17 protein-coding genes and 5 tRNA genes are annotated in these 26,824 nt (G+C 71.5%); 8 read left to right on the top strand and 14 right to left on the bottom strand.

The annotated features are described in order from the left end of the window. Window positions 1-61: 61 nt before the first annotated feature. Window positions 62-541, bottom strand: a complete 480-nt coding sequence (locus ACWCO8_RS13735; protein WP_362015569.1) for a rhodanese-like domain-containing protein — start codon at window positions 539-541, stop codon at window positions 62-64. A gap of 334 nt (window positions 542-875) precedes the next feature. Here ACWCO8_RS13735 and sigJ point away from each other — a divergent pair, with 334 nt between their 5' ends. Further along, window positions 876-1,754: an RNA polymerase sigma factor SigJ gene (gene sigJ, locus ACWCO8_RS13730; protein ID WP_451032371.1), complete on the top strand. Its 879-nt coding sequence runs from the start codon at window positions 876-878 to the stop codon at window positions 1,752-1,754. A gap of 16 nt (window positions 1,755-1,770) precedes the next feature. Here the strand turns inward: sigJ and ACWCO8_RS13725 are convergent, their stop codons facing one another. Continuing rightward, window positions 1,771-4,725 carry an ATP-binding protein gene (locus ACWCO8_RS13725; RefSeq protein ID WP_451032370.1) on the bottom strand — a complete coding sequence of 985 codons (2,955 nt, stop codon included), beginning with the start codon at window positions 4,723-4,725 and terminating at the stop codon, window positions 1,771-1,773. Between the two features lie 116 nt (window positions 4,726-4,841). Between ACWCO8_RS13725 and ACWCO8_RS13720 the strand changes: the two genes are divergently transcribed. Further along, complete coding sequence (locus ACWCO8_RS13720; protein WP_451032369.1) at window positions 4,842-5,324, top strand: pyridoxamine 5'-phosphate oxidase family protein; 483 nt, start codon at window positions 4,842-4,844, stop codon at window positions 5,322-5,324. Here the strand turns inward: ACWCO8_RS13720 and ACWCO8_RS13715 are convergent. From ACWCO8_RS13715 to ACWCO8_RS13685, 7 genes are all read right to left on the bottom strand, one after another. Then, entirely contained in the window at window positions 5,321-6,766 is a 1,446-nt protein-coding gene (locus ACWCO8_RS13715) for a DUF2079 domain-containing protein (RefSeq protein WP_451032368.1), read from the bottom strand. The genes ACWCO8_RS13720 and ACWCO8_RS13715 overlap by 4 nt on opposite strands. A gap of 324 nt (window positions 6,767-7,090) precedes the next feature. After that, window positions 7,091-7,163 (bottom strand) — tRNA-Lys (locus ACWCO8_RS13710). Window positions 7,164-7,280: 117 nt separating this feature from the next. Continuing rightward, window positions 7,281-10,466 carry an FG-GAP-like repeat-containing protein gene (locus ACWCO8_RS13705; RefSeq protein ID WP_451032367.1) on the bottom strand — a complete coding sequence of 1,062 codons (3,186 nt, stop codon included), beginning with the start codon at window positions 10,464-10,466 and terminating at the stop codon, window positions 7,281-7,283. 226 nt (window positions 10,467-10,692) lie between these two features. Continuing rightward, window positions 10,693-13,749 carry an FG-GAP-like repeat-containing protein gene (locus tag ACWCO8_RS13700; protein ID WP_451032366.1) on the bottom strand — a complete coding sequence of 1,019 codons (3,057 nt, stop codon included), beginning with the start codon at window positions 13,747-13,749 and terminating at the stop codon, window positions 10,693-10,695. A gap of 366 nt (window positions 13,750-14,115) precedes the next feature. Continuing rightward, the gene (locus ACWCO8_RS13695) at window positions 14,116-16,410 is read right to left on the bottom strand and encodes a DEAD/DEAH box helicase (RefSeq protein ID WP_451032365.1); all 2,295 of its coding nucleotides are present in this window, start codon (window positions 16,408-16,410) and stop codon (window positions 14,116-14,118) included. Window positions 16,411-16,622: 212 nt separating this feature from the next. Next, window positions 16,623-17,150 (bottom strand): hypothetical protein, encoded by a 528-nt coding sequence (locus ACWCO8_RS13690; RefSeq protein ID WP_451032364.1) that lies wholly within the window; start codon window positions 17,148-17,150, stop codon window positions 16,623-16,625. Between the two features lie 218 nt (window positions 17,151-17,368). After that, window positions 17,369-17,719 (bottom strand): metallopeptidase family protein, encoded by a 351-nt coding sequence (locus ACWCO8_RS13685; RefSeq protein WP_329422512.1) that lies wholly within the window; start codon window positions 17,717-17,719, stop codon window positions 17,369-17,371. A 104-nt stretch (window positions 17,720-17,823) separates the two neighbouring features. Between ACWCO8_RS13685 and ACWCO8_RS13680 the strand changes: the two genes are divergently transcribed. The 3 genes from ACWCO8_RS13680 (at window position 17,824) to ACWCO8_RS13670 (ending at window position 18,105) form a co-directional block, all read left to right on the top strand. Further along, window positions 17,824-17,896 (top strand) — tRNA-Glu (locus tag ACWCO8_RS13680). A gap of 39 nt (window positions 17,897-17,935) precedes the next feature. Then, window positions 17,936-18,009, top strand: a tRNA-Asp gene (locus ACWCO8_RS13675). 22 nt (window positions 18,010-18,031) lie between these two features. Continuing rightward, window positions 18,032-18,105: transfer RNA gene (locus tag ACWCO8_RS13670), tRNA-Phe, on the top strand. 101 nt (window positions 18,106-18,206) lie between these two features. Here the strand turns inward: ACWCO8_RS13670 and ACWCO8_RS13665 are convergent. The 3 genes from ACWCO8_RS13665 to ACWCO8_RS13655 all read right to left on the bottom strand — a co-directional run bounded on the left by ACWCO8_RS13665 (window position 18,207) and on the right by ACWCO8_RS13655 (window position 20,203). Beyond that, window positions 18,207-19,046 carry a cytochrome c biogenesis CcdA family protein gene (locus ACWCO8_RS13665; RefSeq protein ID WP_451032363.1) on the bottom strand — a complete coding sequence of 280 codons (840 nt, stop codon included), beginning with the start codon at window positions 19,044-19,046 and terminating at the stop codon, window positions 18,207-18,209. Continuing rightward, window positions 19,043-19,771 (bottom strand): DsbA family protein, encoded by a 729-nt coding sequence (locus ACWCO8_RS13660; RefSeq protein WP_451032362.1) that lies wholly within the window; start codon window positions 19,769-19,771, stop codon window positions 19,043-19,045. The genes ACWCO8_RS13665 and ACWCO8_RS13660 overlap by 4 nt, the downstream gene beginning before the upstream one ends. A 66-nt stretch (window positions 19,772-19,837) precedes the next feature. Further along, the gene (locus ACWCO8_RS13655) at window positions 19,838-20,203 is read right to left on the bottom strand and encodes a hypothetical protein (protein ID WP_451032361.1); all 366 of its coding nucleotides are present in this window, start codon (window positions 20,201-20,203) and stop codon (window positions 19,838-19,840) included. A 145-nt stretch (window positions 20,204-20,348) separates the two neighbouring features. On the opposite strand from ACWCO8_RS13655, the gene hrpA reads away from it, so the two are divergent. From hrpA to ACWCO8_RS13640, 3 genes are all read left to right on the top strand, one after another. Beyond that, the gene (gene hrpA / locus ACWCO8_RS13650) at window positions 20,349-24,287 is read left to right on the top strand and encodes an ATP-dependent RNA helicase HrpA (protein WP_451032360.1); all 3,939 of its coding nucleotides are present in this window, start codon (window positions 20,349-20,351) and stop codon (window positions 24,285-24,287) included. A gap of 103 nt (window positions 24,288-24,390) precedes the next feature. Continuing rightward, a tRNA-Asp gene (locus ACWCO8_RS13645) sits at window positions 24,391-24,464 on the top strand. 129 nt (window positions 24,465-24,593) lie between these two features. Beyond that, the gene (locus tag ACWCO8_RS13640) at window positions 24,594-24,776 is read left to right on the top strand and encodes a DUF6274 family protein (protein ID WP_362015538.1); all 183 of its coding nucleotides are present in this window, start codon (window positions 24,594-24,596) and stop codon (window positions 24,774-24,776) included. Window positions 24,777-25,098: 322 nt separating this feature from the next. On the opposite strand, the gene bldC is transcribed toward ACWCO8_RS13640, so the two are convergent. Both bldC and ACWCO8_RS13630 read right to left on the bottom strand, forming a co-directional pair. Then, complete coding sequence (bldC, locus tag ACWCO8_RS13635) at window positions 25,099-25,305, bottom strand: developmental transcriptional regulator BldC (RefSeq protein WP_003949541.1); 207 nt, start codon at window positions 25,303-25,305, stop codon at window positions 25,099-25,101. 548 nt (window positions 25,306-25,853) lie between these two features. Then, window positions 25,854-26,729, bottom strand: coding sequence for a hypothetical protein (locus tag ACWCO8_RS13630; protein WP_451032359.1), 876 nt, complete (start codon window positions 26,727-26,729; stop codon window positions 25,854-25,856). Between the last annotated feature and the right edge of the window lie 95 nt (window positions 26,730-26,824).

The following is a 26,824-nucleotide window of genomic DNA, read 5'->3' as shown; positions in this document are numbered from 1 at the left end:
CGGTGAATATGACCTTACGGCATGGTGAGCCGATCCCCTAATCCGTTTCCCGGCCGCCCTCTCAGCAGCCGCAGTCCTCGGCGTCGACCGGGGCGGTGAGTGGGTCCGCGTCCTTCTTCTCGGGGCCTTCCCACGTCTCGTACGGGAAGCCCTCCCGGACCCAGTACTCGAAGCCGCCGAGCATCTCCTTCACCTGGTATCCCAGCTGGGCGAGGGCGAGCGCGGCGCGGGTGGCGCCGTTGCAGCCGGGGCCCCAGCAGTACGTGACCACGGGGACGGACTTGTCGAGCAGCTGCTCGGCCTGCTCGGCGATGAGCGCGGTCGGCAGGTGGATCGCGCCGGGGACGTGGCCCTGGTCCCAGGACGCGGTCGAGCGGGAGTCGAGGACCACGAAGCCGAGGTCGCCGCCGGCGGCGACGGCGCTCGCGACGTCGGAGACGTCGGCGTGGAAGGCGAGGCTGGCGGAGAAGTACGCGGCCGCGGCCTGGGGAGAGGCGGGCGGGGTACGAAGTACGGCGTTGACCTGCGCGGTTGTCGTCATGCATGAAAATCTACGGTCGAAGATCACGGCGCTGAAGTGGCAAATCCCGGCGGTCCGACCGCTCCGCCGGGGAAATCCGGGCGTGGGGCGGGGGACGACAGGGGATCTCACGCAGCGGATGTTTCGGGGCCGCTTTGGGGCTCCCTCAGGTCCTCTTCGGGGGCTTGTCGAGGTCTCTTCGGGGCTTCCTCAGGTCCTCTTCGGGGTCTCGTCGGGGTCTCTTCAGGGCTTCTTCAGGGTCGCGAGCTGTCACATCACGGGGACGCCGACCGTCATACATATAGAGGGCACGCGGCGATTCCAACCAGTACGGACGAACGAGGGAGACGCACCGATGGACGACGACAAAGACCTCCTGGCCGCGCGCTTCGATGCCGACCGCACCCACCTCAAGGCGGTCGCCTACCGGATGCTCGGCTCGCTGAGCGAGGCCGAGGACGCCGTCCAGGAGGCGTGGTTCAAGCTCAGCCGCTCCGACATCAGCGACGTACGGAACCTCAGCGGCTGGCTCACCACCGTCGTCGGCCGGGTCTGCCTGGACATGCTGCGCTCGCGCGCCTCGCGCCGCGAGGACCCGCTGGAGTACTACGTGCCCGATCCGCTCGTGCGCGGCGCGGACGGCGGCGCGATCGACCCCGAGGAGGAGGCGCTGCTCACCGACTCCGTCGGCCTGGCGCTGCTCGTGGTCCTGGACACGCTGGGCCCGGCCGAGCGGCTCGCCTTCGTCCTGCACGACATGTTCGCGGTGTCCTTCGACGAGATAGCCCCGATCGTGGACCGCACCCCGGCCGCGACGCGCCAGCTCGCCAGCCGGGCGCGCCGTCGGGTCCAGGGCGCGGCGCCCGGCCCGGCGCCGGACATCACGCGCCAGCGCGAGGTGGTCGACGCGTTCATGGCGGCCTCGCAGGGCGGCGACTTCGAGGGCCTGCTCGCGGTCCTTGACCCGGACGTGCTGCTGCGCGCGGACGGCGGCAAGGCGCTCGCGGGGCTCTCGAAGCTGGTGCGCGGTGCCGAGGCGGTCGTCAACCAGGCGCTCACCTTCGCGCGCTTCCGCCGCGAGTACCGGGAGGTGCTGGTCAACGGCGCGCCGGGCGTCGTCTCGTACGTGGACGGGCGGGCGTTCGGGCTCATGGCCTTCACGATCGTCGGCGACCACATCACGCAGATCGACATCATCGCGGACCCGGAGCGGCTGGAGGCGCTTGGCATCTGAGATCCGTCTGCCCGGCTCAGCCTCCGAGACCGAGGGCGGCGAGCGCGGCCGTACCGGCCACGGCGTGGTCGCCGCCCGCGAGGAGGAGGGTGCGGGCCGACTGGTAGCGGCAGCCGGCCGTCTCGAACGCCACGGCGGCGGCGAGCTGCCGGGGTACGTCGCCGTCGAGCAGCGCCTCGGTCCGGTCGACGTGGGCGGAGGCGACCGGGTTCCCCGCGACGGTCGTACGGGCGGCGGTCACCCGGGCGCGGGCGTCCGGGTGACCGGAGAGCGCGGAGGCCTCGGCGCGGAGCGTCACGTACCAGTGCAGCCAGATCCAGGAGACCCACTTCCACACCTGCTCCGGCTCGGGCGCGACCCGTTCGAGGGCCGCGTCCGGGTCGCCGCGGTGGAGCAGGAGCTGGGCGTCGAGGACCGCGCCGTAGCCGTGGCGGTACTCGTCCCCCGTACCCGCCCGGTCGACGATCGCGAGCCACTGCGCCCGGGCATCGTGGTCGCCGCGCAGGCCGTGGACCAGGGCGACCGACGCGGCGGCGGGGCCGAGGGAGAAGGAGCGGCGGCGACCGCTCTGCTCCCAGGCGTCCAGGAACCGCGCGCTGCCGGTGAGCACGTCGTCGCCGTGGCCGGCGAACGCGTCCGCGACCAGGAGCCAGGACGTGGCGTGGTGGCCCACCTCGGCCAGGAGCGGGTGGCCGGCGAGCTGTGCGCCCCAGCGGCGGGCGGCCGGGAGATCGCCCACGCCGAGGGCGGTGCCGGCGGCCATGGCGAGGGCGTCCATGAACTCGTGGGTACGGGCGGGGGTTTCGTGTGTACGGGGGTTCCCGGCGAGGAGGTCGATGCGGCGCCGGGCGGCCGCGGCGGAGGCGAACGGCTCCCCGGCCCAGCATTGGGCGCCCGAGAGCGCGTCGAGGGCGGCGGACTCCGCGACCGGGTCGCCCGTGCGGCGGGCGAGCGCAACGGCCCGTTCGGCGCGCGCGACCGTCTCCGACGCCGTGTTGTCGGTGCCGCCCTGGACCGCGCCGAACGCGTCCGCGAGCACGGCCGCCTCGGCGAGCGCGACGGCCGCCTCGGCGACCGGGTCGTCACCGGCCAGCTCGCCGGCCTCCTTGAGGAGAGCGGCCACGTCGTCGGCGGGCGGGACGAGGGTGAACTCGCTGGAGAAGCGGTACGCGACGGTGGCGGCGGCCGCCAGGTCGCGACCGGCCCCGGCGGTGTCCCCGGCGCGACGGGCGGCCTCGGCGGCGGCGCGGTGCAGGCGGAGCATGTCGTCGCCGAGCCTGCGGCACCCGGCGACGGCGGCGGCCTGCCGGAGGGCGTCGACCTCATACGCGGGGTCGCCCGCCAGCGCGGCGGCCTGCTCGTACCGCTGCTGCGCCTCGCCGAGCAGGGTGCGGGTGAAGGCGGCGCCGGCCAGGGAGAGGGCGAGCCGGTGGGCGTCGGCGCGCCGGCCCGAGCGGTCGGCGTGGGCGTGGGGTTCGGCGTCGGCGTCGGGGTCGGCTTCGGCTTCGGCTTCGGCGTGGCGTTCGGCGTCGGGGGCGGCTTCGGCTTCGGCTTCGGCTTCGGCGGACCAGGTGAGGGCGGCGCGGAGGTCGTCGGCCACGGCGTCGAACCGGGCGCGCCAGTCGGCGTGGACCGCGCGCTCGCCGTCCGGTTCCACCGGCTCCACCAACTCCGCCGCGCGCGCCAGGCACCAGCGCAGGTGCCGGGTGCGGACGGCGTCCAGTTCGTCGGCGGCGGCGAGGCGCTCCGTACCGTACTGGCGGATCGTCTCCAGGGCCTGGTACCGCGTACCGGTCTCGGACGGGACCACCGCGAGCAGGCTCTGCTCGGCGAGCCGGCCGAGGCCGTCGGCGACGTCGGCGGGTGCGAGCGGGGCGAACCCGGCGACCTCGGCGGCGGCCTCGGCCGTGAACGGCACGACGAAGACCGACACGCGGCGCAGCAGCGCCCGGTCCGCGGGCTCCAGCAGGTCGTGGCTCCAGTCGAGGACCGCCCGTACCGAGCGGTGCCGGTCGGTGGCGCGGGGGCCGCCGGCGAGGAGGCGCAGCTGCTGGGAGAGGCCGGCGGTGAGGCCGTCGAGCCCGAGCGTGGCGCAGCGGGCGGCGGCGAGTTCGATCGCGAGCGCCATGCCGTCGAGCCGTTCGCAGAGGGCGACGACCCGTGCGCGTACCGCCGGATCCGTCAGCACCCCCACGACGGCGGCCGCGCCGACGGCGCCCGCACGGTCGAGGAAAAGGGCCACGGCGTCCGACTCGTCGGCACCGGCACGGGACAACGGCGGTACGGGGAAGGCGCGTTCGAAGGGCACGAGCAGCCGGGACCGGCTCGTCACGAGGACGCGCACGCGGGGGCAGGCGGTCAACAGCCGTTCCAGGAAGGGAGCGACGCCCCCGTCCCGTATCTGCTCGCAGTTGTCGAGGACGAGCAGCGCCTGCCGGTCCGCGAGGGCGGCGAGCACGGCGTCGTCGATCCCGCCACCGGGCTGCTCGCCCACGCCGAGGGCGGCGGCGACCGCCGCCCCGACCCGCTTCTCCTCGGTGACCGGGACGAGGTCGACGAACCACGCCCCGTCCGCGAACTCGTCGGCCACGTCCGCCGCGACCGCCAGCGCGAGCCGCGTCTTGCCCACACCGCCAGGACCGACGGCGGTCACCTGCCGATGCGCCCGCACGGCCTCGGCCAACTCCCGCCGCTCACACACCCGCCCGATGAAGGCGGTCAGCGGGGCGGGAAGGGGAGCGGGCACGGTACGGGAAGCACCGTCGCCGGCGCGGGCGTCGGCGAGGGCGATCGCGTGCCGGGCGAGCGCCCGCCGGTCCGGTACCTCCAGCTTCCGCAGCATCGAGGAGACGTGCGACTCGACGGTGCGAACGGAGAGGAACAGCCGGGCGGCGATCTCCGCGTTGCTGAGGTGCTCGCCGAGCAGCGCGAGCACGTCGGCTTCCCGGGGCGATATCTCGGGAGTGGTCACGGCGTCATTATCCGTAGCGCGTCGGTGGACGTTGGGTGTTCAGCACGGAAGCGCATGCCAGGGGCCGGCGTGGAAGCTGTGCCCACAAGGCAAGCCAACTCGATTCAGGAGCACCCATGTCCCTCCCTCCCGCGCCTCCCCGCTCCCGCGCCGAGCGTCGCCGCGACACCGAGCACCGCCTCACCCACGACGTGGACGTCTGGGTGGCGAGCGCCTCGGCGGACGGCGCGCCCTACCTGGTGCCGCTCTCCTTCGACTGGGACGGCGAGGCCCTGCTCGTGGCCACCCCGGCGGACAGCCCGACGGGCCGGAACCTGGCCGCGACCCGGGCCGCCCGGCTGGCACTCGGCGGCACCCGCGACGTCACGATGATCGATGGCGAGGTCGAGGTCTTCGCGATGGACGCGCTCTCCCAGGAGCGGGGCGACCGGTTCGCGAACCGCACGGGCTTCGACCCGCGCCGTGACCTGGAAACCCCGTACCGCTGGTTCCGCATCACGCCGCACCGCGTCCAGGCGTGGTGCGAGGCGAACGAGATCCGGGGGCGCGACCTGATGCGCGACGGCACCTGGCTGACCGACTCGCCGCACAGCGCCTAGCGCAGGAAGGGATTACGCCCCACGTCGGACGGCACCTGCTCGCGTACGGGCGTACTGTCCGGGCCGGGTACGCGCATGCCGGGGATCGGGACGTTCCGGACGCGGTGCAGGAGGACGGCGCCGTCCTCGTTCCGTACCTGCTCGTACCCGTGGTCGAGCAGCAGGTCGATCCGCCGGCGCTGCTCGTCGAGCGAGGCGAAGGGGAAAGTGCGGTCGTTGACGCGGAGGAGGACCCAGTCGGCACCGCGTGGCGTGGCGTCGACGAGGACGACGTGTGTACGGGACGTCAGGCGCGGGGCCACGGTGTTGTCGGCCTCCACGGTCGCGCCGTCCGGGATGAGTTCGGCCGCGCGGGCGAGCGCGCGCTTGTCGGGGCGGGGCTGCCAGGAACCCGGGTTGAAGGGCAGGCCGAGGCCGGCGACGAGGGCGGCGGCGGTACTCAACGTGACAGCGCCCACGGACAGCCGGACGCCCCACTTCCGCCCGTGCAACCGCCCAAGGGTTTCCAAGGCTGCCGTGAGCAGAATCGGCCAGAGGAAGGCGTCGTAGTGATTGACCACCGGCCAGTGGTTCGGGTTGTCGGAGAGCATGCGCTCCGCGAGCAGGGGCACCGCGAGCAGCAGCGTCGGTGACCCGAGCGGCAGGAAGGCGAGCGTCCCCAGGATCCACGCGAGCATCAGCACCTTGACGGACGGCGTGAACGCGACCTCCGCCAGGACCCACGGCTCGGTCAGTACGGTCAGCAGGGCCTCGCCGCCGTCGGCGCCGAGGCGGCCGTAGCTCCAGTAGTAGCCGGGCGGGCTGCCCATCGCAGGCAGAAACCAGCCGACGACCAGGCCGACGACGAGCGGCCCGCCGAGGAGCAGCGCGATCCCGACCGCCCGGCCGACCGCCCGACCGCTCGCCCGCCGGTCCCGGTGCGCCCGCACGGCAAGGACGAGCCCGAACGCCCCGACCACAAGCCCCATGTCCTCCTTCACCAGACACAGCGCCACCGCCCACAGGGCCGCGCCTCCGTAGCGCCTGGCGAGGCCCCGCTCCAGCATGAGGAGCGTGATCGGTACGGCGAAGGCGACCTCGTGGAAGCCGGTGTACGAGGAGTTCAGGAGCGGCCAGCCCAGCGCGTACACGAGCCCGCTCACGTCGGCCGCCCGGCGGGCGACGGCGGGGGCGGCGCCGGCGAAGCAGTGCCGCGCGATCCGGCGCACGACCGGCACGCCCGCCGCGAACAGCAGGGCCTGGGCGAGGATCAGCGAGCGCGGGTCGTCCCAGACCCAGTAGAGCGGGGCCAGCAGGGCAAGGAGCGGGGTGAAGTGGTCACCCAGGAGCGTGAAGTCCGGCGGGAATTCATGGTGGACGCTCTTGATCGGCGACCGGGGCAGCTCGAAATGCGCGTACGCCCGCACGGCCTGATCGAAGATCCCCAGATCGAACCCGGTCACCCGCAACGCGGTCCACGACTGCAACCCCAGCGCGAAGCACACGAGAAAACACAGAAGCGCGGAGCCACCCCCACGCACCGCCCCTGAGCCGAGCGCCCGCCGGGGGCCTTCCCCGCCCCTCCGCGGCCCCGGAAGCAGGTCGGCGACCTGAGGATCCGCGACCTGAGGGTCTGCGACCTGCTCGGTCTCACGTATGGGCGGGGCACTCATGCCCCGCAAACTACGTGCCACCCCACCCAACTGCCAACGCCGAAGCGCCCCGACCGGCGAAAACGGTCGAGGCGCTCCCGACGGGTAGGAGGGTGTTCCCTCGCCCGCCACACGTAGGCCATGTCGGACTCGAACCGACAACCAACGGATTAAAAGTCCGCTGCTCTGCCAATTGAGCTAATGGCCCTCGGCACAACACCCCCGAGCATAGCCGTATCGCTCCCAGGAACCGATCGGGTATCCGACACGGCCCCGTCTCCCCCCGGCGTCCCCCCGGGCCCGTGGGCCCAGGGGGTGGGGTGCGTCAGTACAGGGCCTTGAAGCCGTTCCAGCCGCCGCTGCCGATCATGACGCGGCCCGCGTAGCCGCCGTTGCCCAGGTTGGTGTAGCGCCAGAGCTTGCCCGTGGTGTCCCGGGCGAGGAGCTCCCCGCGACCGTCGCCCGTGATGTCGCCGACACCCACGAGGGAGGAGTAGACCCCCCAGCCGCCGCCGACCTTCACACGGGCCGTCACACCACCGTTCGCCGTGCCGTAGTAGCGCCACAGCACACCCGCCGCGTCCACGCCGAGCAGATCGCCGCGCCCGTCACCGTTCAGGTCACCGGCGCCCACGATCTTCTTGTAGAGCTTCCAGTTCGTGCCGATCCTCACCCGCGCGCCCAGAGCGGTGCCCTCCGTACCCGGGTAGAAGTAGATGTCACCGGTCGACGTCTGGCGCGCGATCAGGTCCTTCCAACCGTCACCGTTCACATCACCCGGCGACGTCAGCACGTCGTACTGACCCCAGCCCCTGCCGAGCAGCGTGTACGCCGAGGAGTCCGAGACGATCGACCCGCAGCCCGTCCGGTACCCGCGCAGTTCGTCGCCGACCCGCCCGTACGTGTCGTTGCAGCCGTCACCGGTCATGTCCCCGACCGGCACCAGGAGCGCCGTGTTCGGGAGCTTCCCGCCCGTGCCGTTGGTCCGCGCGGCCAGGCCGCCCGAGCCGTTGCCCCGGTAGAGCGACACCAGGCCCGCCTGGTCCATCACCAGCAGGTCGCCGAAGGCGTCGTTGCCGGCGATGTCACGCCACGGCACCACCCTGCCGCCGGTCACGGAGACCGTCCCCGAGGCGGACAGGTCGAGGCCCTCGCCGTCGGCCGTGTTGGCGGTCAGCGTCCACGTGAACGTGCCGTTGGTGACCAGCCGGCCCGCCGCGTCCTTGCCGTCCCAGCCGACCGCGATCCGGCCGCGCGTCTCGCCGCCTTCGTACGTACGGACCACCGCGCCGTTCACCTTCCGGCGCAGCGTCAGCTGCCAGTACGACGCCGGCTTCGACAGCGACCAGGACGCCTTCCAGCCGTCCGTCGCCCGCGCGGCAGCCGGGACGTTCGTCGCCGTCGCCGTCAGGTCGGAGGTGGTGACGCTCGTCCAGACCGCGTGGATCCGGTTCTCCGCGTCCTTGTACGCCACGGCCCCGCCGAAGCGGTCCACCGTCCACGCCTCCCGGCGCGCGCCCTGGACGGGCTCGGAGTCGACCAGTTTGCGGGGCTCGGCGGCGGTACCGGTGTGGAAGTCGATCAGCTGGAGGGACGAGCCGGAGGTGCCCTGGTCCACGACGAAGCCGTCGCCCAGCAGGCTTCCCTTGTACGAGCCCTTCGGCAGCTCGACCTTCGTGCCCTTCTGGAGGTCGACCACGCCCTGCTTGGAGAACCCGGCGCAGGACCAGTACAGCCAACGCCCGGCCGTCTGAAGCTCCGTCGGCGCGCAGTCGGCGCCGGTCGCGACCGCGCCGAGGCCCTTGCCCGTGACCAGGTCCGTACGGGACACCTGGCCCACCGTGGCCGTACCGGCGAACAGCGTGTCGCCACGCAGGGCCGCCGCCGTCTGCGGCTGCCGGCGGACGACCGGCTGCGCGCCGGGCGCGGCGTCCAGGTCGACGACGAGGGTCTCCCCGTCCGCGACGAGGTTGCCGGGGATGCTCGGCCGTCCGCTCTGGAAGACCGCCCAGCGGCCGGAGGCGTCGGCGAGCCAGCCGGTGTTCTTGCCGGTGGCGGCGCGGGTGGACTCCTTGGCGGAGCGCCGCCCGACGACCTCCATGCCGTCGAAGCCGCGGGCCAGGTGGACCGTACGGCCGTCACCGGAGTCGAACAGCGGGGTCGTGTTCTCCAGCCGCTCCTCGGACCCGACCGAAACGGGCTCCGACTGGCCGGTGTGCATCGGGCCGACCGGCAGGGTCCGCGCGAAGAAGCCCCGGCCCCGCTGACCGTCCTGCTCCAGGGTGGAGAGCCGCCCCGCACCGAGGGCGAGCGACTGCACCGCCGTCGCCAGCGGCTCGACACGGCGCAGCTTCTCGAGGACCGGCGCACCGCCGCCCTTGCCGGGGACGACCTTCAGCAGGAACCAGTCGGTGGCGGAAGACCCACCGACAACCGCGGCACCCGCCCCACCGACGATCTGGTTGATCTCGGGCTCGGCCTTCTCCAGGAGCGTCTGCGCCTGCAGCCCGTCGGGGGAGAGCGCGACCAGGCGCCGCTGCAGCGCGGCGTCCGTGCCGGAGGCCTCGCCGACGGCGAGGACCCAATCCCCGACCAGGCCGATACGGGCGGTGCTCAGCCCCTCGGGCAGCGCGAACGTCCGCTCGGCGCCGTTCAGGGCGACCCGCTCCCGGATGTGCACCTTGCGGTCCCGGTCGACCCAGGCGATCCGGTCGGCGCTCAGGGCCACCGGCGCGACGAGGACGCTCTGCCCGAAGGCGGTCTTCGCCTCGATCACCGTCATCTGCCCGGTCCGCAGGTCGACGACGCCGAGGCCGCTGGGGCTGTACGTGTCGCCGGGCAGGCTGAAGCGGAGCACGGCGGAGGTCTCGTCGCCCGCGACGAGCCGTGCCATGTGCAGGTCGGCGCCGTCGGGGAAGCCGGTGACGGGGATCTTGGTCTCCGTCGCGTCGCCGACGCGGCGGACGTAGTAGCCCGTGGTCCTGTCGTACGAGTCCTCGGACGCGTACTGCTGGAAGAGCAACGTTTCGCCGAGCAGCCCCCGGAGGCTCGCGTCGCGCGGCAGGGTCAACTTCTGCTCGGTGCCGGCGGCCAGGTCACGTACGAAGTAGTTGCCCGCCCCACGGTCGACGTACGCGTACCGCCCACCGACACCGGTCTCGGCGAACGCCGGGTTGCCGGAGCCGTACCCGAGGGACACGGTCTGCCCGGTCGAGAAGTCGGTCCAGGAAAGCTCGCCGCCGAAGCTCTCGTCGGAGTCCTCGGTCTCGTGCACATAGCCGTTGCCGCTGACCGCCTTGACGGTCGCGTGCCGCGGGACGGTCCGCCAGTTGGGCGTGATGTCCAGCTGGTCGCCGGGCGGAACGGCGGCGGGCAGGGCCGCCGGTACGGCGTTCGGCGCGGCGTTCGGTACGGCGCCGGCCGGCATCGCGCCGACCACAGAGGCGACAAGCGCGGCGGCCACGACGGCCGTACGCGCGCGACGATCACGCGCGCGTGAAGAGCGTGCCAAGAGGGTCCCTCCCCGGGAAACCTGAAGATGAGGAAACAGAGCGGAACACCACTTCGCCGGGCCCCCTGGCCGACGCTTCCCACCCATGTCAACAGCGCCGACAGTAACAGCCGCGACCTACACCCAGCAGCCCGATACCCCCGCATTCGAACCCGTTCAACGAAGCGGGGCCCGCACGACGAACATCCGCCGTACGGACCCCGAACCACGGGTCACACGTCACGCGTCAGTACAGGCCCTTGAAGGCGTTCCAGCCCGCCGTACCGATCATGACCCGGCCCGCGTACAGGCCGTTGCCCTGGTTCGTGTACCGCCAGAGCTTGCCGGTCGTGTCGCGGGCAAGGAGCTCACCGCGGCCGTCACCCGTCAGGTCACCGACACCCACCAGGGCGTTGTACCCACCCCAGCCGCCGCCGACCTTCACCCGGGCCGTCACACCACCGTTCGCCGTGCCGTAGTAGCGCCACAGCACACCCGACGCGTCCATACCCAGCAGATCGCCCCGTCCGTCACCGTTCAGGTCACCGGCGCCCACGATCTTCCCGTACAGCTTCCAGTTCGTACCGATCCTCACCCGCGCACCCAGACGGTGATCCGCCGTGCCCGGGTAGAAGTACATGTCACCGGTCGACGTCTGGCGCGCGATCAGGTCCTTCCAACCGTCGCCGTTCACATCGCCCGACGACGTCAGCACGTTGTACTGGCCCCAGCCCTTGCCCAGCGCGGTGTACGGCGACGAGGCCGACACGATCTGCCCGCATCCCGGCCGGTACGAGCGCAGCTCGTCGCCGACGCGCACATACACGTCGTTGCAGCCGTCACCGTTCACATCGCCGGTCGGGACCAGGACGGCCGTCGTCGGGAACTTCGCACCCGTGCCGTTGGTCCGCGCGGCCAGGCCGCCCGAGCCGTTGCCCCGGTACATCGACGCCAGGCCCGCCGAGTCCGTCACCAGCAGATCACCGAAACCATCGGCACCCAGCATGTCCCGCCACGCCGGCACGGAACCGCTCAGCTTGACGCCACCCGTGTGGACGAGATCCGCGCCCTGGCCGTCGGCCGGCTTCGCCGTCAGCGTCCAGGTGTACGCACCGTCCGCGACCGGCTTGCCGGCCGCGTCCTTGCCGTCCCACGCGGCCTTGACGATGCCGCGCGCCTCGCCGCCGGAGAGGGCGCGCACGACGGCTCCCGTCCTGTCGTTCTTGAGCGACAGCGTCCAGGAGGAGGCGGGCTTGGTCAGCCACCAGCGCGGCGTCCAGGAGCCACTCCTGACGTTCACGGACGCGGCCGTCGCGGAGTCCGCCACAGCGATCCGGGACGTGGCGACGCCGCTGTCCACGAGGTGGATCGAGCCCTTCGCGTCGGCCCAGGCGATCATGTTCGTCGCCGGGTCGACGTCCCACGCCGTGTAGGGGGGATACAGATCGGCGTCGACCTCGTGGACCGTGCCACCGTCGCGCAGGTCCTTCACCTTGAGCTTGCCGTCCTGCGGATAGGCGATGAAGCCGTCGCCGAGCTTGGCGCGCTTCCCGTAGCCGATCCCGAGGGGGGTGATGGCGCCCGTCTCCAGGTCCAGCACGCCTTCGTCGTCACGCGATCCGGAGCAGATCCAGTGCAGCCATCGGCCGACGGACTCGGCGCCCTCGACAAAGCAGCCCGAGATGTACGCCTCGTCGACGCGGGCGCCGGTCCGCACGTCATAACCGACGATCGAGCCGTGGCCCTCGCCGTAGGCCCACACCGTCGTACCCGCCAGGGACTTCGGCTGCACGGGGAGCTTCCGGACCACCTGACCGGTGTCGGTGTCGACGATCCGGGTCTCCGGCGGGCTGTTGGGCAGCATCGCGTACGCGACGGCCCAGTGGCCCCAGCTGCCGACCATGCCCTGCGACTGGGTGCCGATGTCGAACCTGGTGCCGGGCAGCTGCCGGCCGTCGTCCAGCCGGTGGATCGGCAGGAGACCCTCGCTCGGTCCGCTGCCCAGCGGACTGCCGTAGACGATGCGACCGTCGCCGGTCTCCTCGACCTTCGGGCAGACGACGAGGACGCACGACGGTGGCAACGGCGGCAGCCAGCCGCGGTCCACCCGCTCGCCATGGACGATCGTGCCGCCGCCGGGCTCCGCCGTACGCGTGTACATGGCTGTACGGCCGACTGCCGCGATGCTCTCCAGACTGGTCAGCCGGCCCTGGTGGTAGGACAGTCGGTCCACGGAGTTCGGCACGTTCCGCGTCGCCACCCGGGTGTCGCGCGTGGCCACGGCACGTCCGCTGCCGTCCGCCTGAATCAGCTGGACACCCCACTCGGAGACGCTCGGCCCGCCGTGGACCAGCAGACCGCCGTTCGGGGTCGCCTTCGCGGGGTCCATCGACCGGGCCAAGATCGTGCGTACGGGGCCGCCGCCCAGCGGCTCGGCGTCGACACGCCAGCTGGGCCGGTCATGGGCGAAGGCTCCGAGGGCGGGATCGTGCCGGGCGACGATCAGGTCGTTGCCCACCATGCCCAGCAGTCGGTCGTCCAGGTCACGCGTGAGCGGCCACACACGCTCGGGCTTCGTCAGGTCGTCGCGCCGGAACACGTACACCTTGTTGTCATAGCCGCTGGCCAACAGCCGGTCCGGAGTCAGAACTTCATTACGGACGGTCACAGACGGGTCCAGGCCCCAGGGGAAGGCACGCTGCTGCGTCACGTCGAGCCAGAATTGCCGACCACTCCAGCCGAGCACCGCCCCGTCGGCGTCGCCCACGCCGACACCGATACCGCCGGTGCTCTCGGGCAGCCCCTCGACGAGCCGGTCGCGCAACTGCCCGGCCTGCACGTCGAGCACATGCAAACGGGCCTCGGAGCCCGACCCGCTGCGGGTCAGGACATTCCAGCCGAACGCCCGCATGTAGCTGTGCCCTGCCGGCAGCCGCATGGTCTCGGTCTGCCCCGTGACCATGTCGCGCAGGGAGACCGTGCGGGACGACTCCTCGTGGTGCACGATCACGTCCGACGACCCGAACTCCGGAGCGCCGCCCGCAGCCGGCGGGTCGACCTCGACATCGGTGGTGCCCCCGTACGAGCGCCAGATCGCGCCCCGCCCCTCCTCGCTGCGCAGATATCCGTGCGGGCCCGCGTTCAGCAGGGAACTGCGGGCGGGAACCTCGCTGGTCACCCCGGGGATGACCACCTCGGCCGCCGGCTGCGCCTGCGCGGCGGGCGACGCCGGGCCGAAGGTGAGCGCCGCCCCCAGCACGACCGCGGCGGCGACGAAGCCGCCGATGGGTCTCTTGTCGTACACGTATCTCCTCGTCGGGAAGCGTCAGCCGCTTCCGGGCATCTCATGGGCCGGGATACGGGATGCACGGCAGCACGCAGTGACGTCGCCATGCGCCGAACGCCGGCGGGACGAGGCAATGCGCGGAGATCCAGAGCGAGTTCCGGGATCCTGGGACCGAAACCGCGATCGGACGACGAGACGGACGAAGGCCCCCCTGTCCTGTCCTGCTGCCCGATGCCCCCCTATCGGTGGGCGAGCGTAACAGCCCCCAAGGTCACCGTGGTCGGAGAGGACCGGCTGACAGGGATCAACGAAGCAGGGCCCGTACGTCACCGAAGTGTCGTACGGGCCCTGCTCAGTGTTCAGCGGTCAGCGGGTGACGCCAGGTCAGCCGTTGCGCTTCCAGCGCGGCTTCTCGTCGCGGCGGCCGAAGGAGCCGCCCGTCGAGCCGGTGCCGCGGTGGTCGCCGCCGCGGTGGTCGTCGCGGCGGCCGTACGGGCGGTCGCCGCCCGAGCGGAAGCCGCCCGAGGGGCGGTCGTCGCGGCGGTCGCGGTTGAACGGACGGTCGCTGCCGCGGTGGCCGCCGGTCGGGCGGTCGTCGCGGCGGAAGCCGCCACCACGGTTGTCGTCACGACGGTCGTTGTCCCGGCGGAAGCCACCCGACGAACGGTCGTCGCGGTTGAAGCCGCCGGACGGACGGTCGTCACGGTTGAAGCCACCGGACGGACGGTCGTTGTCACGGCGGAAGCCACCGCCACGGTTGTCGTCACGACGGTCGTCGCGGCGGAAGCCACCGGACGGACGGTCGTTGTCACGGCGGAAGCCACCACCACGGTTGTCGTCGCGGTTGAAGCCGCCCGACGGACGGTCGTCGCGGCGGAAGCCGCCACCACGGTTGTCGTCACGACGGTCGTCGCGGCGGAAGCCACCCGACGGACGGTCGTTGTCACGGCGGAAGCCACCACCACGGTTGTCGTCGCGGCGGAAGCCGCCACGGTCGCCACCACGGTTGTCGTCACGGCGGAAGCCGCCACGGTCGCCACCGCGGTCGCCACCGCGGTCACGGCGCTCGTAGTTGCCCCGCTCGTCGCGGAACGCCGGGGTGCGCTCCTCGCGGCGCTCCTGGGCCGGCTCGGCGGCGACGACGGCCGCGGCGACCTCGGCCTCGGCGGCCTCCGTCACCTCGGCGACCGCGGCCTCCGGGTCCTCGCCCCGCTCGCGCGCGGAACGGGCGACCAGACGGTCGGCCTCCTCGCGGAGCTCGGCGGCGCGGCGCGTCAGACGCTCGAGCTGCTTGGTGAGGTCGGCGACCTCGCGCTCGGCCTGCTTGGCCGCGTTGTTCGCGGAGTCGGCCTGGACCTCGGTGAGCGAACGCGCACCGGTGATCTCGGCGACCTCCGGGTCGAACGCCCCGGCCCCGCCCACGATGTGGCGCGAGGCGTCGACGCCCGCGTCCTCCATCAGGCGGAAGATCTGGCGGCGCTGGTGCGGCAGCGCGAGGGAGACCACGACACCGGAGCGGCCGGCACGGGCGGTACGGCCCGAGCGGTGCAGGTAGTCCTTGTGGTCACCGGCCGGGTCCACGTTCAGGACCAGGTCGATGCCGTCGACGTGGATACCGCGGGCGGCGACGTCGGTGGCGACCAGCGCGTTGACGTAACCGTCCTTGAAGTCGGCGAGGACGCGGGTACGGGCACCCTGCGTCATGCCGCCGTGCAGCGCGTCGGCCTTCACGCCGGCCTCGACGAGCTGCTCGGCGATGCGGTCGGCGCCCAGCTGGGTGCGGACGAAGATGATCGTGCGGCCCTTGCGGGCGGCGATGGCGGCCGTGACCGGCGCCTTGTCCTTCGGCTTCACGACGAGGACGTGGTGGGACATGGTCGTGACGTTGCCCTGGGCGCTGTCGACCTCGTGGCTGACCGGGTTGTTCAGGTAGCGCTTGACCAGCGTGCCGATCTCGTTCTCCATGGTGGCGGAGAAGAGCATGCGCTGGCCGCCCTCGGGAACCTGGTCGAGCAGCTCGGTGACCTCGGGCAGGAAGCCCAGGTCGGACATCTGGTCGGCCTCGTCGAGGACGGCGACCTGGACGTTCTCCAGGGAGCAGGCGCCACGGTTGATGATGTCGCGCAGTCGGCCCGGGGTGGCGACGAGGATGTCGACGCCGCGCTCCAGGGCGTAGATCTGGTTGCCCATCGACGTACCGCCGCAGACGACCTTGATCTTCAGGCCGAGCACGTCGCCGTACGGCTGAAGGGCGTCCGCGACCTGCATCGCGAGCTCACGGGTCGGGGTGAGGATGACCGCGCGGGGCTTCTTCTTCTCGGTGTGGCCGCCGGCCAGCTGCGCCAGGGTCGGCAGACCGAAGGAGAGGGTCTTGCCGGAGCCGGTACGGCCGCGGCCGAGGATGTCCTTGCCGGCCAGGGCGTCCGGGATGGTCGCCGCCTGGATCGGGAAGGGGGTGGTCACACCGTTCTGCGCGAGCTTGCGCACGACGCCCTCGGGCAGGCCCAGGTCGGCGAAGGTGATGGTGGGCTCGGTGGGCTCCGAGGCCTCGTCGGCCTCGGTGGTGCCGTCCGCCTCGACGGTCTCGACGATCTCGGTGGCCTCTACGGCCTCGACGATCTCGTCGTTGATCTCGTCGTTCTCGGGCATGACGGCGTGGTCAGGACTGAAAATGGACATGCGAAATGCGAAACCTTCCGGAGTCTCGGCACGCGCCCGTCAACTCCGTGAAATTCGCAATTCGACCGCCTCAATGCGGTCCAGCCACGGCTAGGGAGAGTACGCGCCACGCGGCGCTCTTCTGTGTCGGCGCCGGGCAATGGGATCAAACGATCTACCACCATACGCACCCTCCCCCACCTATGGCAAACCGGACTGCGTCACACCGGCCCTCACGCCGGTCCGACCTGCGGTGATGCCTCCGGCTCCACCGGCGCCCCGGGGCCGTCCGCGGCCCGCATGGCACCCATGTGGGTGTCCGCGCCCGGCGTCGCGGTCGGCGAGTCGGTCGGGTCGGGAGTCGGCTCCGGAGTGGGGCTCGGGCTCGGCTCCACGGTCGGCTCGGGCGTCGGCTCCGGCGGGTCCACCGGTGGCGTGACCTCGCCACCGGGCGCGGTCGGCTCGCCCGCGCCGCCGCCCGGCCCGCCGGGCTCCTGCCCGCCCGGCTTCGGCCTGCCGCCCGAGACCCCGCCCGCCGGCGCCTCCACGGGGGGCTGCCCCGAGGCCGTCGGCGAGCCGCTCGGCACCGGCGACTCCGTCCCCGCGCCGGCCGCGTCGGGGCCGCTCTTCCCGGACGCGTCCCGGCCGGTTCCGCCGTACCGGCCCGAGACCCCGGCGCTCCCGCCGGACTCGGCCGCCTCGCCCTGCTTTCCCGCGGACTTGCTGGGCGCCGGCTTCGCGCCCTCGTCACTCACGCTCATGCAGCCGCTCAGACCGGCACAGGCCGCCACCGCCAACGCGGTCGCGGCCCATCTCACACGGGTGGGCAAATGGCGCACGGAGGGCACCTCCAGGACACAAAGGGCGGGAACAGCGGGCGGAAGACCGCGTTTCGCTGCCCAACTCCCTTTGCACCACAAGGGACACGCCCCCATGGCGACCACCTGCCCGCGACCGGCCCCCGGGTCGGGGCCGCCCGTCAGCCGTAGCCCAGCGCGTGCAGCCGCTCGTCGTCGATGCCGAAGTGGTGGGCGATCTCGTGGACGACGGTGATCTCGGTCTCCGCGACCACGTCCTCCCGCGACTCGCACATCCGCAGCGTCGGCCCCCGGTAGATCGTGATCCGGTCCGGCAGCACCCCCGCGTACCACTCGCCCCGGTCCGTCAGCGGAGTCCCCTCGTACAGCCCGAGCAGCTCCGGGTCGTCCGACGCGGGTTCGTCCTCCACGAACACCGCGACGTTGTCCATCAGTCGCGTCAGCTCCGGCGGAATCCGGTCCAGGGCCTCGGCGACAAGCTCCTCGAACTCCTCGCGCGTCATCTCCAGCACCCGGCCATTGTCCCCCCAGGTGAAACCGTTTTGGCGATAGCGGCCGCCATCCCATATGCTTCTCACGTCCCCGACGCGCTGCGAAGCGCGCAGGTGAGCCTCTAGCCCTCATCGTCTAGTGGCCCAGGACGCCGCCCTTTCAAGGCGGTAGCACGGGTTCGAATCCCGTTGGGGGCACGCAACATCCTGTGCGAGACTTGTTCTCGCACATCGCAAGGTCCTGTGGAGCAGTTGGTTAGCTCGCCACCCTGTCAAGGTGGAGGTCGCGGGTTCAAGTCCCGTCAGGATCGCTGAGGTCAGAAATGATCTCGTGGCTGGGTAGCTCAGTTGGTACGAGCGATCGCCTGAAAAGCGATAGGTCGCCGGTTCGACCCCGGCCCCAGCCACAAACAGAAGGCCCCGTTCGAAAGAACGGGGCCTTCTTCGTGTACGAGGACCCGGGGTGCGCAGACGGGGGTACGAGCTTCCGCCCGTACCCCCCTCCCCCTCAGGCAGCCTCCCGGCCCGTCCGCCGGCCGCGCCACCCGCGCACCGCCAGCACCACCGCGACCACGGCCACCACCGCCACGAGCAGCGCCCAGTCCGGCACCGAACGGCCCACCGAGGCCACCCGCTCCTCCACCGCGAACGAGTCGTCCACCGACAGCAGCCCCGGCAGGGCCGTCGTGCCGTCGAAGGCCAGGAAGAGCGCGCCCAGCGCCACGAAGAAAAGGCCCGACAGCAGCGACGTCGTGTGCAGCTCGAACCGGCCGAACCGGACCGTACGGCCCCGCAGCCAGCGGCGCCGGCCCAGGTCGTACCGCTCCCAGAGCAGCGCGAGCAGGAACAGCGGCACCGCCATGCCCAGCGCGTACACCGCAAGCAGCAGGCCGCCGTACGCCGGGCTGCCGCTCAGCGCCGCCACCGTCAGGACACTGCCGAGGATCGGGCCCGCGCAGAAGCCGGCGAGGCCGTAGACCAGGCCGAGGGCGTAGACGGAGACCGCCGTCGTGGGCCGGATCCGGCCGCTGACCTCGGCGATCCGGCGCGAGGCGAAGCCCATCCCGAGGATCTGGAGCACACCGAGCGCGATGATCGTCCAGCCGCCCAGGGCCACCAGCAGGTCCCGGTGGCCGTAGAAGAGCCGCCCGGCGAACGAGCCGGCCGCGCCGAGCGGGACGAGGGTGGTCGCGAGACCGGCGTAGAAGATGCCGGTACGGGCGAGCAGCCGGCTCTTCGAGTCGATCGAGTACGCGAAGAAGGCCGGGAGCAGCAGGGCGCTGCACGGGCTGAGGAGCGCGAGGAGGCCGCCGAGGAACGCGGCCAGATAGCCGATGTCCGAGGTCATCGGCCGGCCTTGGACGGCTTCGCCGTCTTCGCCGCCGCCTCGATCGCCTCCGTGAAGGCCTCCATCGGCTGCGCGCCCGCGATCGGCCGCCCGTTGACCAGGAACGACGGGGTGGAGGTGGCGCCGAGCGAGTACGCCTGCTCCTGGTCCTTGCTCACCGCCGCGCGGGCCGCGGCGCCGTCCGTGTCCTTCGCGAACCGCGCGAGGTCGGGGACCCCGGCCTCCTGGGCGAGGGCGTTCAGGCGGTCCTTGCCGAAGCCCTTCTCCTTGGCGCCGTCCGCGTACGCGGCCTTGTGGAACTCCCAGAACCGGCCCTGCTGCCCCGCCGCCCACGACGCCCGGGCCGCCGCCTCCGACTCCTCGCCGAAGATCGGGAAGTTCCGCCACTCGATGCGCAGGGTGCCGTTGTCGACGTACTTCTTCACCAGCTCGGGCTCGGTGTCCCGGGCGAACTTCCCGCAGTAGCCGCACTTGAAGTCGGCGTACTCGATGAGCACCACGGGCGCGTCGGCCCGCCCCATGGCCAGCTTGTCGGCGGCATCGCGGCGGGCGTAGGCCTCCAGCTCGGGGTAGACGGGGCCGCCGGGTTCGGCGGAGACCTCGGCGGCCGAGGAACCGGACGAGCCGCCGGAGTCGGGCGCGCCCGCGGTGAACGAGACGACCCCGGCGAGGACGGCGGCCAGGGCGACCCCGGAGATGATCATGATCGGCTTGGACTTGGACATGCTGAAGCGCTCCTGAACAGGGATGAAGAAGAGGACGGACGACACGACGGACGGTCGGTCGGCCCTCTAGACGCGCAAGATCGAGAGCTCCACGGGCGAGGGGGGTACGAGCTCCGGCGGCTCAGGACCCGGAAGCAGCGCGCGTATGGCCTGGTCACAGCCCCAGGACCCGGCCCCGGCGGTCCTCTCCGCCGCCAGTGTGGGCAGCAGCTCGCCGAAGCCGTTCGGGCGCGGCGGGGTGGCGGGCCGGGCGGCGCCGTCGACCGCGTGGCTCTGGCCGCAGCCCGGCGCGTCGCCCGACCCCACGACCGCGACGACGGCCTCGGAGGCCGCCGGCGCCGCCACCGTCGTCCCCGCCCCGCACACCAGCACCCCGAGCACCACGCCCACCAGCGCGGCGAGCGCCGCGAGCGCGCGGGCGGTGCGGGACATAAGGGGGTACCTCTCGGATCTTCAGCTCGACGTGCCCGAAATATTACGGGTCGCCCCCGGGTCGCCCCACGGGCCGCCCCACGGGTCGGACCCCACGGAAATGGGTTCGCCCGTTCTCCGCCCGGGGTGCGATCCTGGATTCCGTATGTCTACTTCCTTCGCCGCCCTCCAGACCGTCCTGGCCGAGGTCTCGCTGCGGGACGCCCACCGGCTCGGCCGCCGCCTCGAGGGCGCCCGCCGCATCCGTAAGCCCGAGGCCCGTGAGGCCGTCCTGGACGAGATCGCCGCCGAGGCCGGCAAGGCCAAGGAGCGCGTCGACGCGCGGGCCGCCCGCGTGCCTGCGGTCACGTACCCCGAGCAGTTGCCCGTCTCGCAGAAGAAGGACGAGATCCTGGAGGCGATACGTGACCACCAGGTCGTGATCGTCGCCGGTGAGACGGGTTCCGGAAAGACCACGCAGATCCCCAAGATCTGCATGGAGCTCGGCCGGGGCGTCCGGGGCATGATCGGGCACACCCAGCCCCGCCGGATCGCGGCCCGTACGGTCGCCGAGCGCGTGGCCGAGGAGCTGAAGACGCCGCTGGGCGAGGCCGTCGGCTGGAAGGTCCGCTTCACCGACCAGGTGAACCCCGACGCGACCTTCGTGAAGCTGATGACGGACGGCATCCTGCTCGCCGAGATCCAGACGGACCGCGAGCTGCGCGCCTACGACACGATCATCATCGACGAGGCCCACGAGCGGTCCCTCAACATCGACTTCCTGCTCGGCTATCTGGCCCAGCTGCTGCCCAAGCGCCCCGACCTCAAGGTCGTCATCACCTCGGCGACCATCGACCCCGAGCGCTTCTCCCGCCACTTCGGCGAGGCGCCCATCGTCGAGGTCTCCGGCCGTACGTACCCCGTCGAGGTCCGCTACCGGCCGCTCCTGGAGGAGGACTCCGAGGAGGCCGACCGGGATCAGATCACCGCGATCTGCGACGCCGTCGACGAGCTGCAGGCCGAGGGCCCCGGCGACGTCCTGGTCTTCCTCTCCGGCGAGCGGGAGATCCGCGACACCGCGGACGCGCTGCTGAAGAAGCAGCTGCGCAACACCGAGGTCCTGCCCCTCTACGCCCGGCTCTCCCACGCCGAACAGCACCGCGTCTTCCAGGCCCACTCCGGCCGCCGGATCGTCCTCGCGACGAACGTGGCCGAGACCTCGCTGACCGTTCCGGGCATCAAGTACGTCATCGATCCGGGCACCGCCCGCATCTCCCGCTACTCCCACCGGACCAAGGTCCAGCGGCTGCCGATCGAGGCGGTCAGCCAGGCCAGCGCCAACCAGCGCAAGGGCCGCTGCGGCCGTACGTCCGACGGCATCTGCATCCGGCTGTACTCCGAGGACGACTTCCTCTCCCGCCCGGAGTTCACGGACGCCGAGATCCTCCGTACGAACCTGGCGTCCGTCATCCTCCAGATGACCGCGGCCGGCCTCGGCGAGATCGAGAAGTTCCCCTTCATCGACCCGCCGGACCACCGCAACATCCGCGACGGCGTGCAGCTCCTCCAGGAGCTCGGCGCGATCGACCCGGCGGAGAAGGACCCGAAGAAGCGGCTGACCCCACAGGGCCGCAAGCTCTCCCAGCTGCCCGTCGACCCCCGCCTGGCCCGCATGGTCCTGGAGGCCGACAAGAACGGCTGTGTACGCGAGGTCATGGTGATCGCGGCCGCGCTCTCCATCCAGGACCCCCGCGAGCGGCCCGCCGAGAAGCAGGCCCAGGCGGACCAGCAGCACGCCCGCTTCAAGGACGAGACGAGCGACTTCCTCGCCTTCCTCAACCTCTGGCGCTACATCCGCGAGCAGCAGAAGGAGCGCGGTTCCAGCTCCTTCCGCCGGATGTGCAAGTCGGAGTACCTGAACTTCCTGCGCATCCGCGAGTGGCAGGACATCTACGCGCAGCTGCGTACGGTCGCCAAGCAGATGGGGATCCACCTCAACGAGGAGGACGCGCCCGAGCAGTCGGTGCACACCTCGCTCCTCGCCGGTCTGCTCTCGCACATCGGCATGAAGGACGTGAAGGAGGGCGCGAAGAACGAGTACCTGGGCGCCCGCAGCGCCAAGTTCGCGGTCTTCCCGGGTTCGGCGCTCTTCAAGAAGCCCCCGCGCTTCATCATGTCCGCGGAGCTGGTGGAGACCTCGCGGCTGTGGGCCCGGGTCAACGCGAAGATCGAGCCCGAGTGGATCGAGCCGCTCGCCCAGCACTTGATCAAGAAGACGTACAGCGAGCCGCACTGGGAGAAGGACCAGGCGGCCGTGATGGCGATCGAGAAGGTCACCCTCTACGGCGTGCCGATCGTCACCGACCGCAAGGTGAACTACGGGCGGATCGACCCCGAGGCCTCCCGCGATCTGTTCATCCGCAACGCGCTCGTCGAGGGCGACTGGCGCACGCACCACAAGTTCTTCGCGGACAACCGCAAGCTCCTCACCGAGGTCGAGGAGCTGGAGCACCGCGCCCGCCGCCGGGACATCCTCGTCGACGACGAGACGCTCTTCGACTTCTACGACAAGCGCGTCCCCGAACACGTGGTGTCCGGTGCGCACTTCGACTCCTGGTGGAAGCGCAAGCGGCACGAGGAACCGGAGTTCCTCGACTTCGAGCGCGAGATGCTCATCAACGAGAAGGCCGCCGGGGTCACCAAGGCCGACTATCCGGACTCCTGGCGGCAGGGCCCGCTGAAGTTCCGGGTGACGTACCAGTTCGAGCCGGGCGCGGACGCCGACGGTGTGACCGTCCACATCCCGCTCCAGGTCCTCAACCAGGTCACGGACGAGGGCTTCGACTGGCAGATCCCGGGTCTGCGGGAGGAGATCGTCACGGAGCTGATCCGTTCGCTCCCGAAGCCGATCCGCCGCAACTACGTGCCGGCGCCGAACTTCGCGGCCCGCTTCCTGGACAGCGCGGTCCCGCTGCAGGAGCCGCTGACGGTGACACTCGCGCGCGAGTTGCACCGGATGGTCGGCGTCCCGGTCTCCCCGGACGACTTCGACCTGTCCCGGATCGCCGACCACCTGAAGATCTCCTTCCGGATCGTCGACGAGCGGCGCCGCAAGCTGGCCGAGGACAAGGACCTGGAGGCGCTGAAGCTCCAGCTGCGCCCCAAGGCCCGCCAGGCCCTCTCCAAGGCCGCCGCGGCCGCCACGAGCGGCCCTGACGGCTCCGGGCAGTCCCTGGAGCGCACGGGGCTCACCGACTGGACGATCGGCACGCTCACGAAGGTCTTCGAGACCCGGCGGGCCGGCCAGCCGGTCAAGGCGTACCCGGCGCTCGTGGACGCCGGTGACACCGTCTCCGTACGCCTCTTCGACACGGAGGCCGAGCAGGCGCAGGCGATGTGGCAGGGGACGCGGAAGCTGATCCTGCTGAACATCCCGGTGAACCCGGCGAAGTTCGCCTCGGACAAGCTCACCAACCAGCAGAAGCTCGCCCTCTCCCGTAACCCGCACGGTTCGATCCAGGCGCTCTTCGACGACTGCGCGACCGCCGCGGCGGACAAGCTGATCGCCGACCACGGCGGCCCGGTCTGGGACGAGGAGTCCTTCCGGAAGCTGTACGACAAGGTCCGCGCCGACCTCGTGGACACGACGGTACGGACGGTGGATCAGGTCCAGCAGATCCTGGCCGCCTGGCAGGCCTGCGAGCGCCGCCTGAAGGCCACGAACAGCCTGGCCCTCATCAACAACCTGGCGGACGTGCGCACGCAGCTCGCCTGGCTGATGCCCGCGGGCTTCGTCACGAAGACGGGGCTGAGGCGGCTGCCTGACCTGATGCGCTACCTGGTGGCCGTGGACCGCCGGCTCCAGCAGATGCCGACCGGCGTCCAGCGGGACACCACCCGCATGGAGAAGGTCCACGAGATGCTCGACGAGTACGCCTGGCTGCTCGAACAGCTCCCGAAGGGACGGCCGGTGCCGAAGGAGGTCACCGACATCCGCTGGATGATCGAGGAGCTCCGGGTCAGCTACTTCGCCCACGCCCTCGGCACAGCTCACGCGGTCTCCGACAAGCGGATCGTGAAGGCGATCGACGCCGCCGCGCCGTAACCGGGACAGGCCCCCAGGGGGTGTCGCCTTGCGCCGGTTCGACCAGACCCTCTGACCTGCTGTACAGTCTTCTTCGCAGCCCCCGCTGAGGGCTGCGAATCAAGGTCCTGTGGAGCAGTTGGTTAGCTCGCCACCCTGTCAAGGTGGAGGTCGCGGGTTCAAGTCCCGTCAGGATCGCTCTTCGAGAAGGCCCGCACCGATCGGTGCGGGTCTTCTTCGTTGCCTCCCGGTGTATTGACGGCGTCGGGCGGACCCCGGTACCCCAGACATCAGGGAATCGGGGGCCCGGACCGGAGGTGGTCACGCATGGCCGCGGCATCGGCAGCGAGACACGAGATACGGGCGCTGCTGCGCGCCCATCTGGCGGCCGCGTCCCGCCACGGACACCTCACACGCCACTGCTCGGTCTGCCACCGCCTCCAGCGGCTCGCCATGGAGCTGGACCGGGCCACGGAGGAGACCGAGGACGAAAGTCCCACCGGCCCATGACCAACGCCTCGTTGGCGACCGCGCCGGCAGTGGCAGGCTGGTCTTTGGCAAGCCCTCGCCAGTGTGACGGGAGTCACCGAAAGAGTTTTACAAACCCCCGCACTTACACCCTCCCTACACCGGCCCCATTTAATATGTGCAATTGCACCGCACATCGGGGCGTCGGAGCCGGCACAAAAAAGATCGCGCTGGACCCGGCGGAGTCCAGCGCGATCGATGACGAAGAGCCTGTTGGGGCAGGCGCCTGGTCGGCAGAGCTTGGGTGGGCGGTCCAGGTTGGGGGACCCGGAATTGCCCGGCACTACAGGGTGTTGCGCGTACCTCAGGCCTCGCTGCGCTGCTGCGGAATGCCCGCGAGCAGGGCGCGGACCTCAGCCTCGCGGTAGCGGCGGTGTCCACCCAGCGTGCGGATGGACGTGAGCTTCCCTGCCTTGGCCCAACGGGTCACCGTCTTCGGGTCCACGCGGAACATCGTGGCAACCTCGGCGGGGGTCAGCAGCGGCTCGGCATCAGGGGTGCGAGCGGTCATGAGCGGCCTCCTCGGGAGAACCGAACCATCTCGGTTCTTTCCTCTAAATTCTGCACCTTGGCCCGCGTTGCCCGAAATGGCAGAAGCGGGCCGAGTCGGTTATAGGACGAACGGCTTGTCCTCGGCACTACAACTACACCATCCGTCCAGCCACGTCGGCCAAACCGATGGAATTGCCCTCGCAGGTGTTCATCAGCGGCGGAAGTCGATGGACCATGCCATAACGGACAGTCACGCCACTGTGACGATCAGTCACAGAGCGATCAGGAGTCCTCAGACCCCCCATAGAGTGCAATGCTGAGCGTTCCGCCCATAGTTGGACGGAAGGAACCCTCCCCGGACTCCTTGTCCTATTTTGGCACGAGGGAGGGTGAAGGACGCAAGGGCGCAGTAAGTGCTATCCGTCACGCTTGAGCCAAAGGCCCGGATCGGGACCTACGTCCCGGCACACTCCACACCTACGTCCCGGCGCCCACACACCAACGTCCCGCCGGACACACAAGCCGCTTAATGATCATTTACATCAGGGAGACATGTCCTGTCGATGGTCAGTTGGCGAACTGCAGGTTGCGGATGTCCCGCCATCGCTCCGCGAGCCGCCCGTAGGCCTCGCTCGCGGCCTCCCCGTCGCCGTCCCGCAGCGCCGCGATCCCCTCGGCCGCGTCGGCCGCCGAACGGTCCGCCGCGAGCCGCTCCGCCGACACCGCGTGCACCAGACCGCCGTAGTCCAGCTCCACGAGCGCCCGCGGATGGAACTCCTCCAGCCACCGGCCCACCTCGACCAGGCCCTCGGTCATCGGCCCCTCGTCGATCGCCTCCCGCAGCGTCCGCAGCGCCCGCGCGAGCCGCCGCCGCGCCTCCACCATCGGCGTCCGGTAGCGGAGCACCGGCGCCACGCCCTCCGCCTTGTCCCCGGGCACGTACTCCCGCTCCTCGTCCGAGAAGAGCGTGAACCAGCGCACCGGCACCTGCCAGACGGCCGTACGGATCCACGGCCGGGCGTCCGGGTTCCGCTCCCGCCAGCGCTCGTGGTCCGCCGCCACCTGGGCGCGCACCACCGGCGGCAGCATCGCGTCGAGCACAGAGGCCGGCAGCGGCGGCCGCCCCGGCTCGGCCTCCCGCGGCCGCCCCAGCTCCTCCACGGCCAGCAGGGCCCGCATCCGGGTCCGCCACGGGCAGATGACGACCACGCCGTCGAGCTGCGCCACGAAGGCGTCCCCGCTCTCCTGGACCGGCACCGGGACCGGCGGGGTGGGCAGCAAGTCCGCCAGCGAGCGGCGCAGTTCGTCCTGGGCCGTCGGCGTCCCCTCTCTTCGCGCGTACCGCGCCCAGTGGCCGCGCTCCGGCTCGGGGAAGGCCCCCAGAGGCTCGTAGATGCGCAGATAGGAGGCGTACGGGACGAGGACCGAAGAGGCGACCGACATGTCGCGATCCTTCCACGGCAGTACTCCGGGAGGGGGTGATCCTGCGCACTGCGGCGGATCTACGCCCAGGTAGGACTTACCCTTCTGCCGAACCG

It is taken from the genome of Streptomyces sp. NPDC001927 (assembly GCF_053594455.1).
This window is presented reverse-complemented; position numbering and strand designations above follow the sequence as displayed.

Excerpts from the sequence above, each read along its gene's own strand:
- ACWCO8_RS13735 (WP_362015569.1), bottom strand. The coding sequence starts at position 541 with ATGACGACAACCGCGCAGGTCAACGCCGTACTTCGTACCCCGCCCGCC.
- sigJ (WP_451032371.1), top strand. The coding sequence starts at position 876 with ATGGACGACGACAAAGACCTCCTGGCCGCGCGCTTCGATGCCGACCGC.
- ACWCO8_RS13720 (WP_451032369.1), top strand. The coding sequence starts at position 4,842 with ATGTCCCTCCCTCCCGCGCCTCCCCGCTCCCGCGCCGAGCGTCGCCGC.
- ACWCO8_RS13695 (WP_451032365.1), bottom strand. The coding sequence starts at position 16,410 with ATGTCCATTTTCAGTCCTGACCACGCCGTCATGCCCGAGAACGACGAG.
- ACWCO8_RS13690 (WP_451032364.1), bottom strand. The coding sequence starts at position 17,150 with ATGAGCGTGAGTGACGAGGGCGCGAAGCCGGCGCCCAGCAAGTCCGCG.
- ACWCO8_RS13665 (WP_451032363.1), bottom strand. The coding sequence starts at position 19,046 with ATGACCTCGGACATCGGCTATCTGGCCGCGTTCCTCGGCGGCCTCCTC.
- ACWCO8_RS13660 (WP_451032362.1), bottom strand. The coding sequence starts at position 19,771 with ATGTCCAAGTCCAAGCCGATCATGATCATCTCCGGGGTCGCCCTGGCC.
- ACWCO8_RS13655 (WP_451032361.1), bottom strand. The coding sequence starts at position 20,203 with ATGTCCCGCACCGCCCGCGCGCTCGCGGCGCTCGCCGCGCTGGTGGGC.
- hrpA (WP_451032360.1), top strand. The coding sequence starts at position 20,349 with ATGTCTACTTCCTTCGCCGCCCTCCAGACCGTCCTGGCCGAGGTCTCG.
- ACWCO8_RS13640 (WP_362015538.1), top strand. The coding sequence starts at position 24,594 with ATGGCCGCGGCATCGGCAGCGAGACACGAGATACGGGCGCTGCTGCGC.
- bldC (WP_003949541.1), bottom strand. The coding sequence starts at position 25,305 with ATGACCGCTCGCACCCCTGATGCCGAGCCGCTGCTGACCCCCGCCGAG.
- ACWCO8_RS13630 (WP_451032359.1), bottom strand. The coding sequence starts at position 26,729 with ATGTCGGTCGCCTCTTCGGTCCTCGTCCCGTACGCCTCCTATCTGCGC.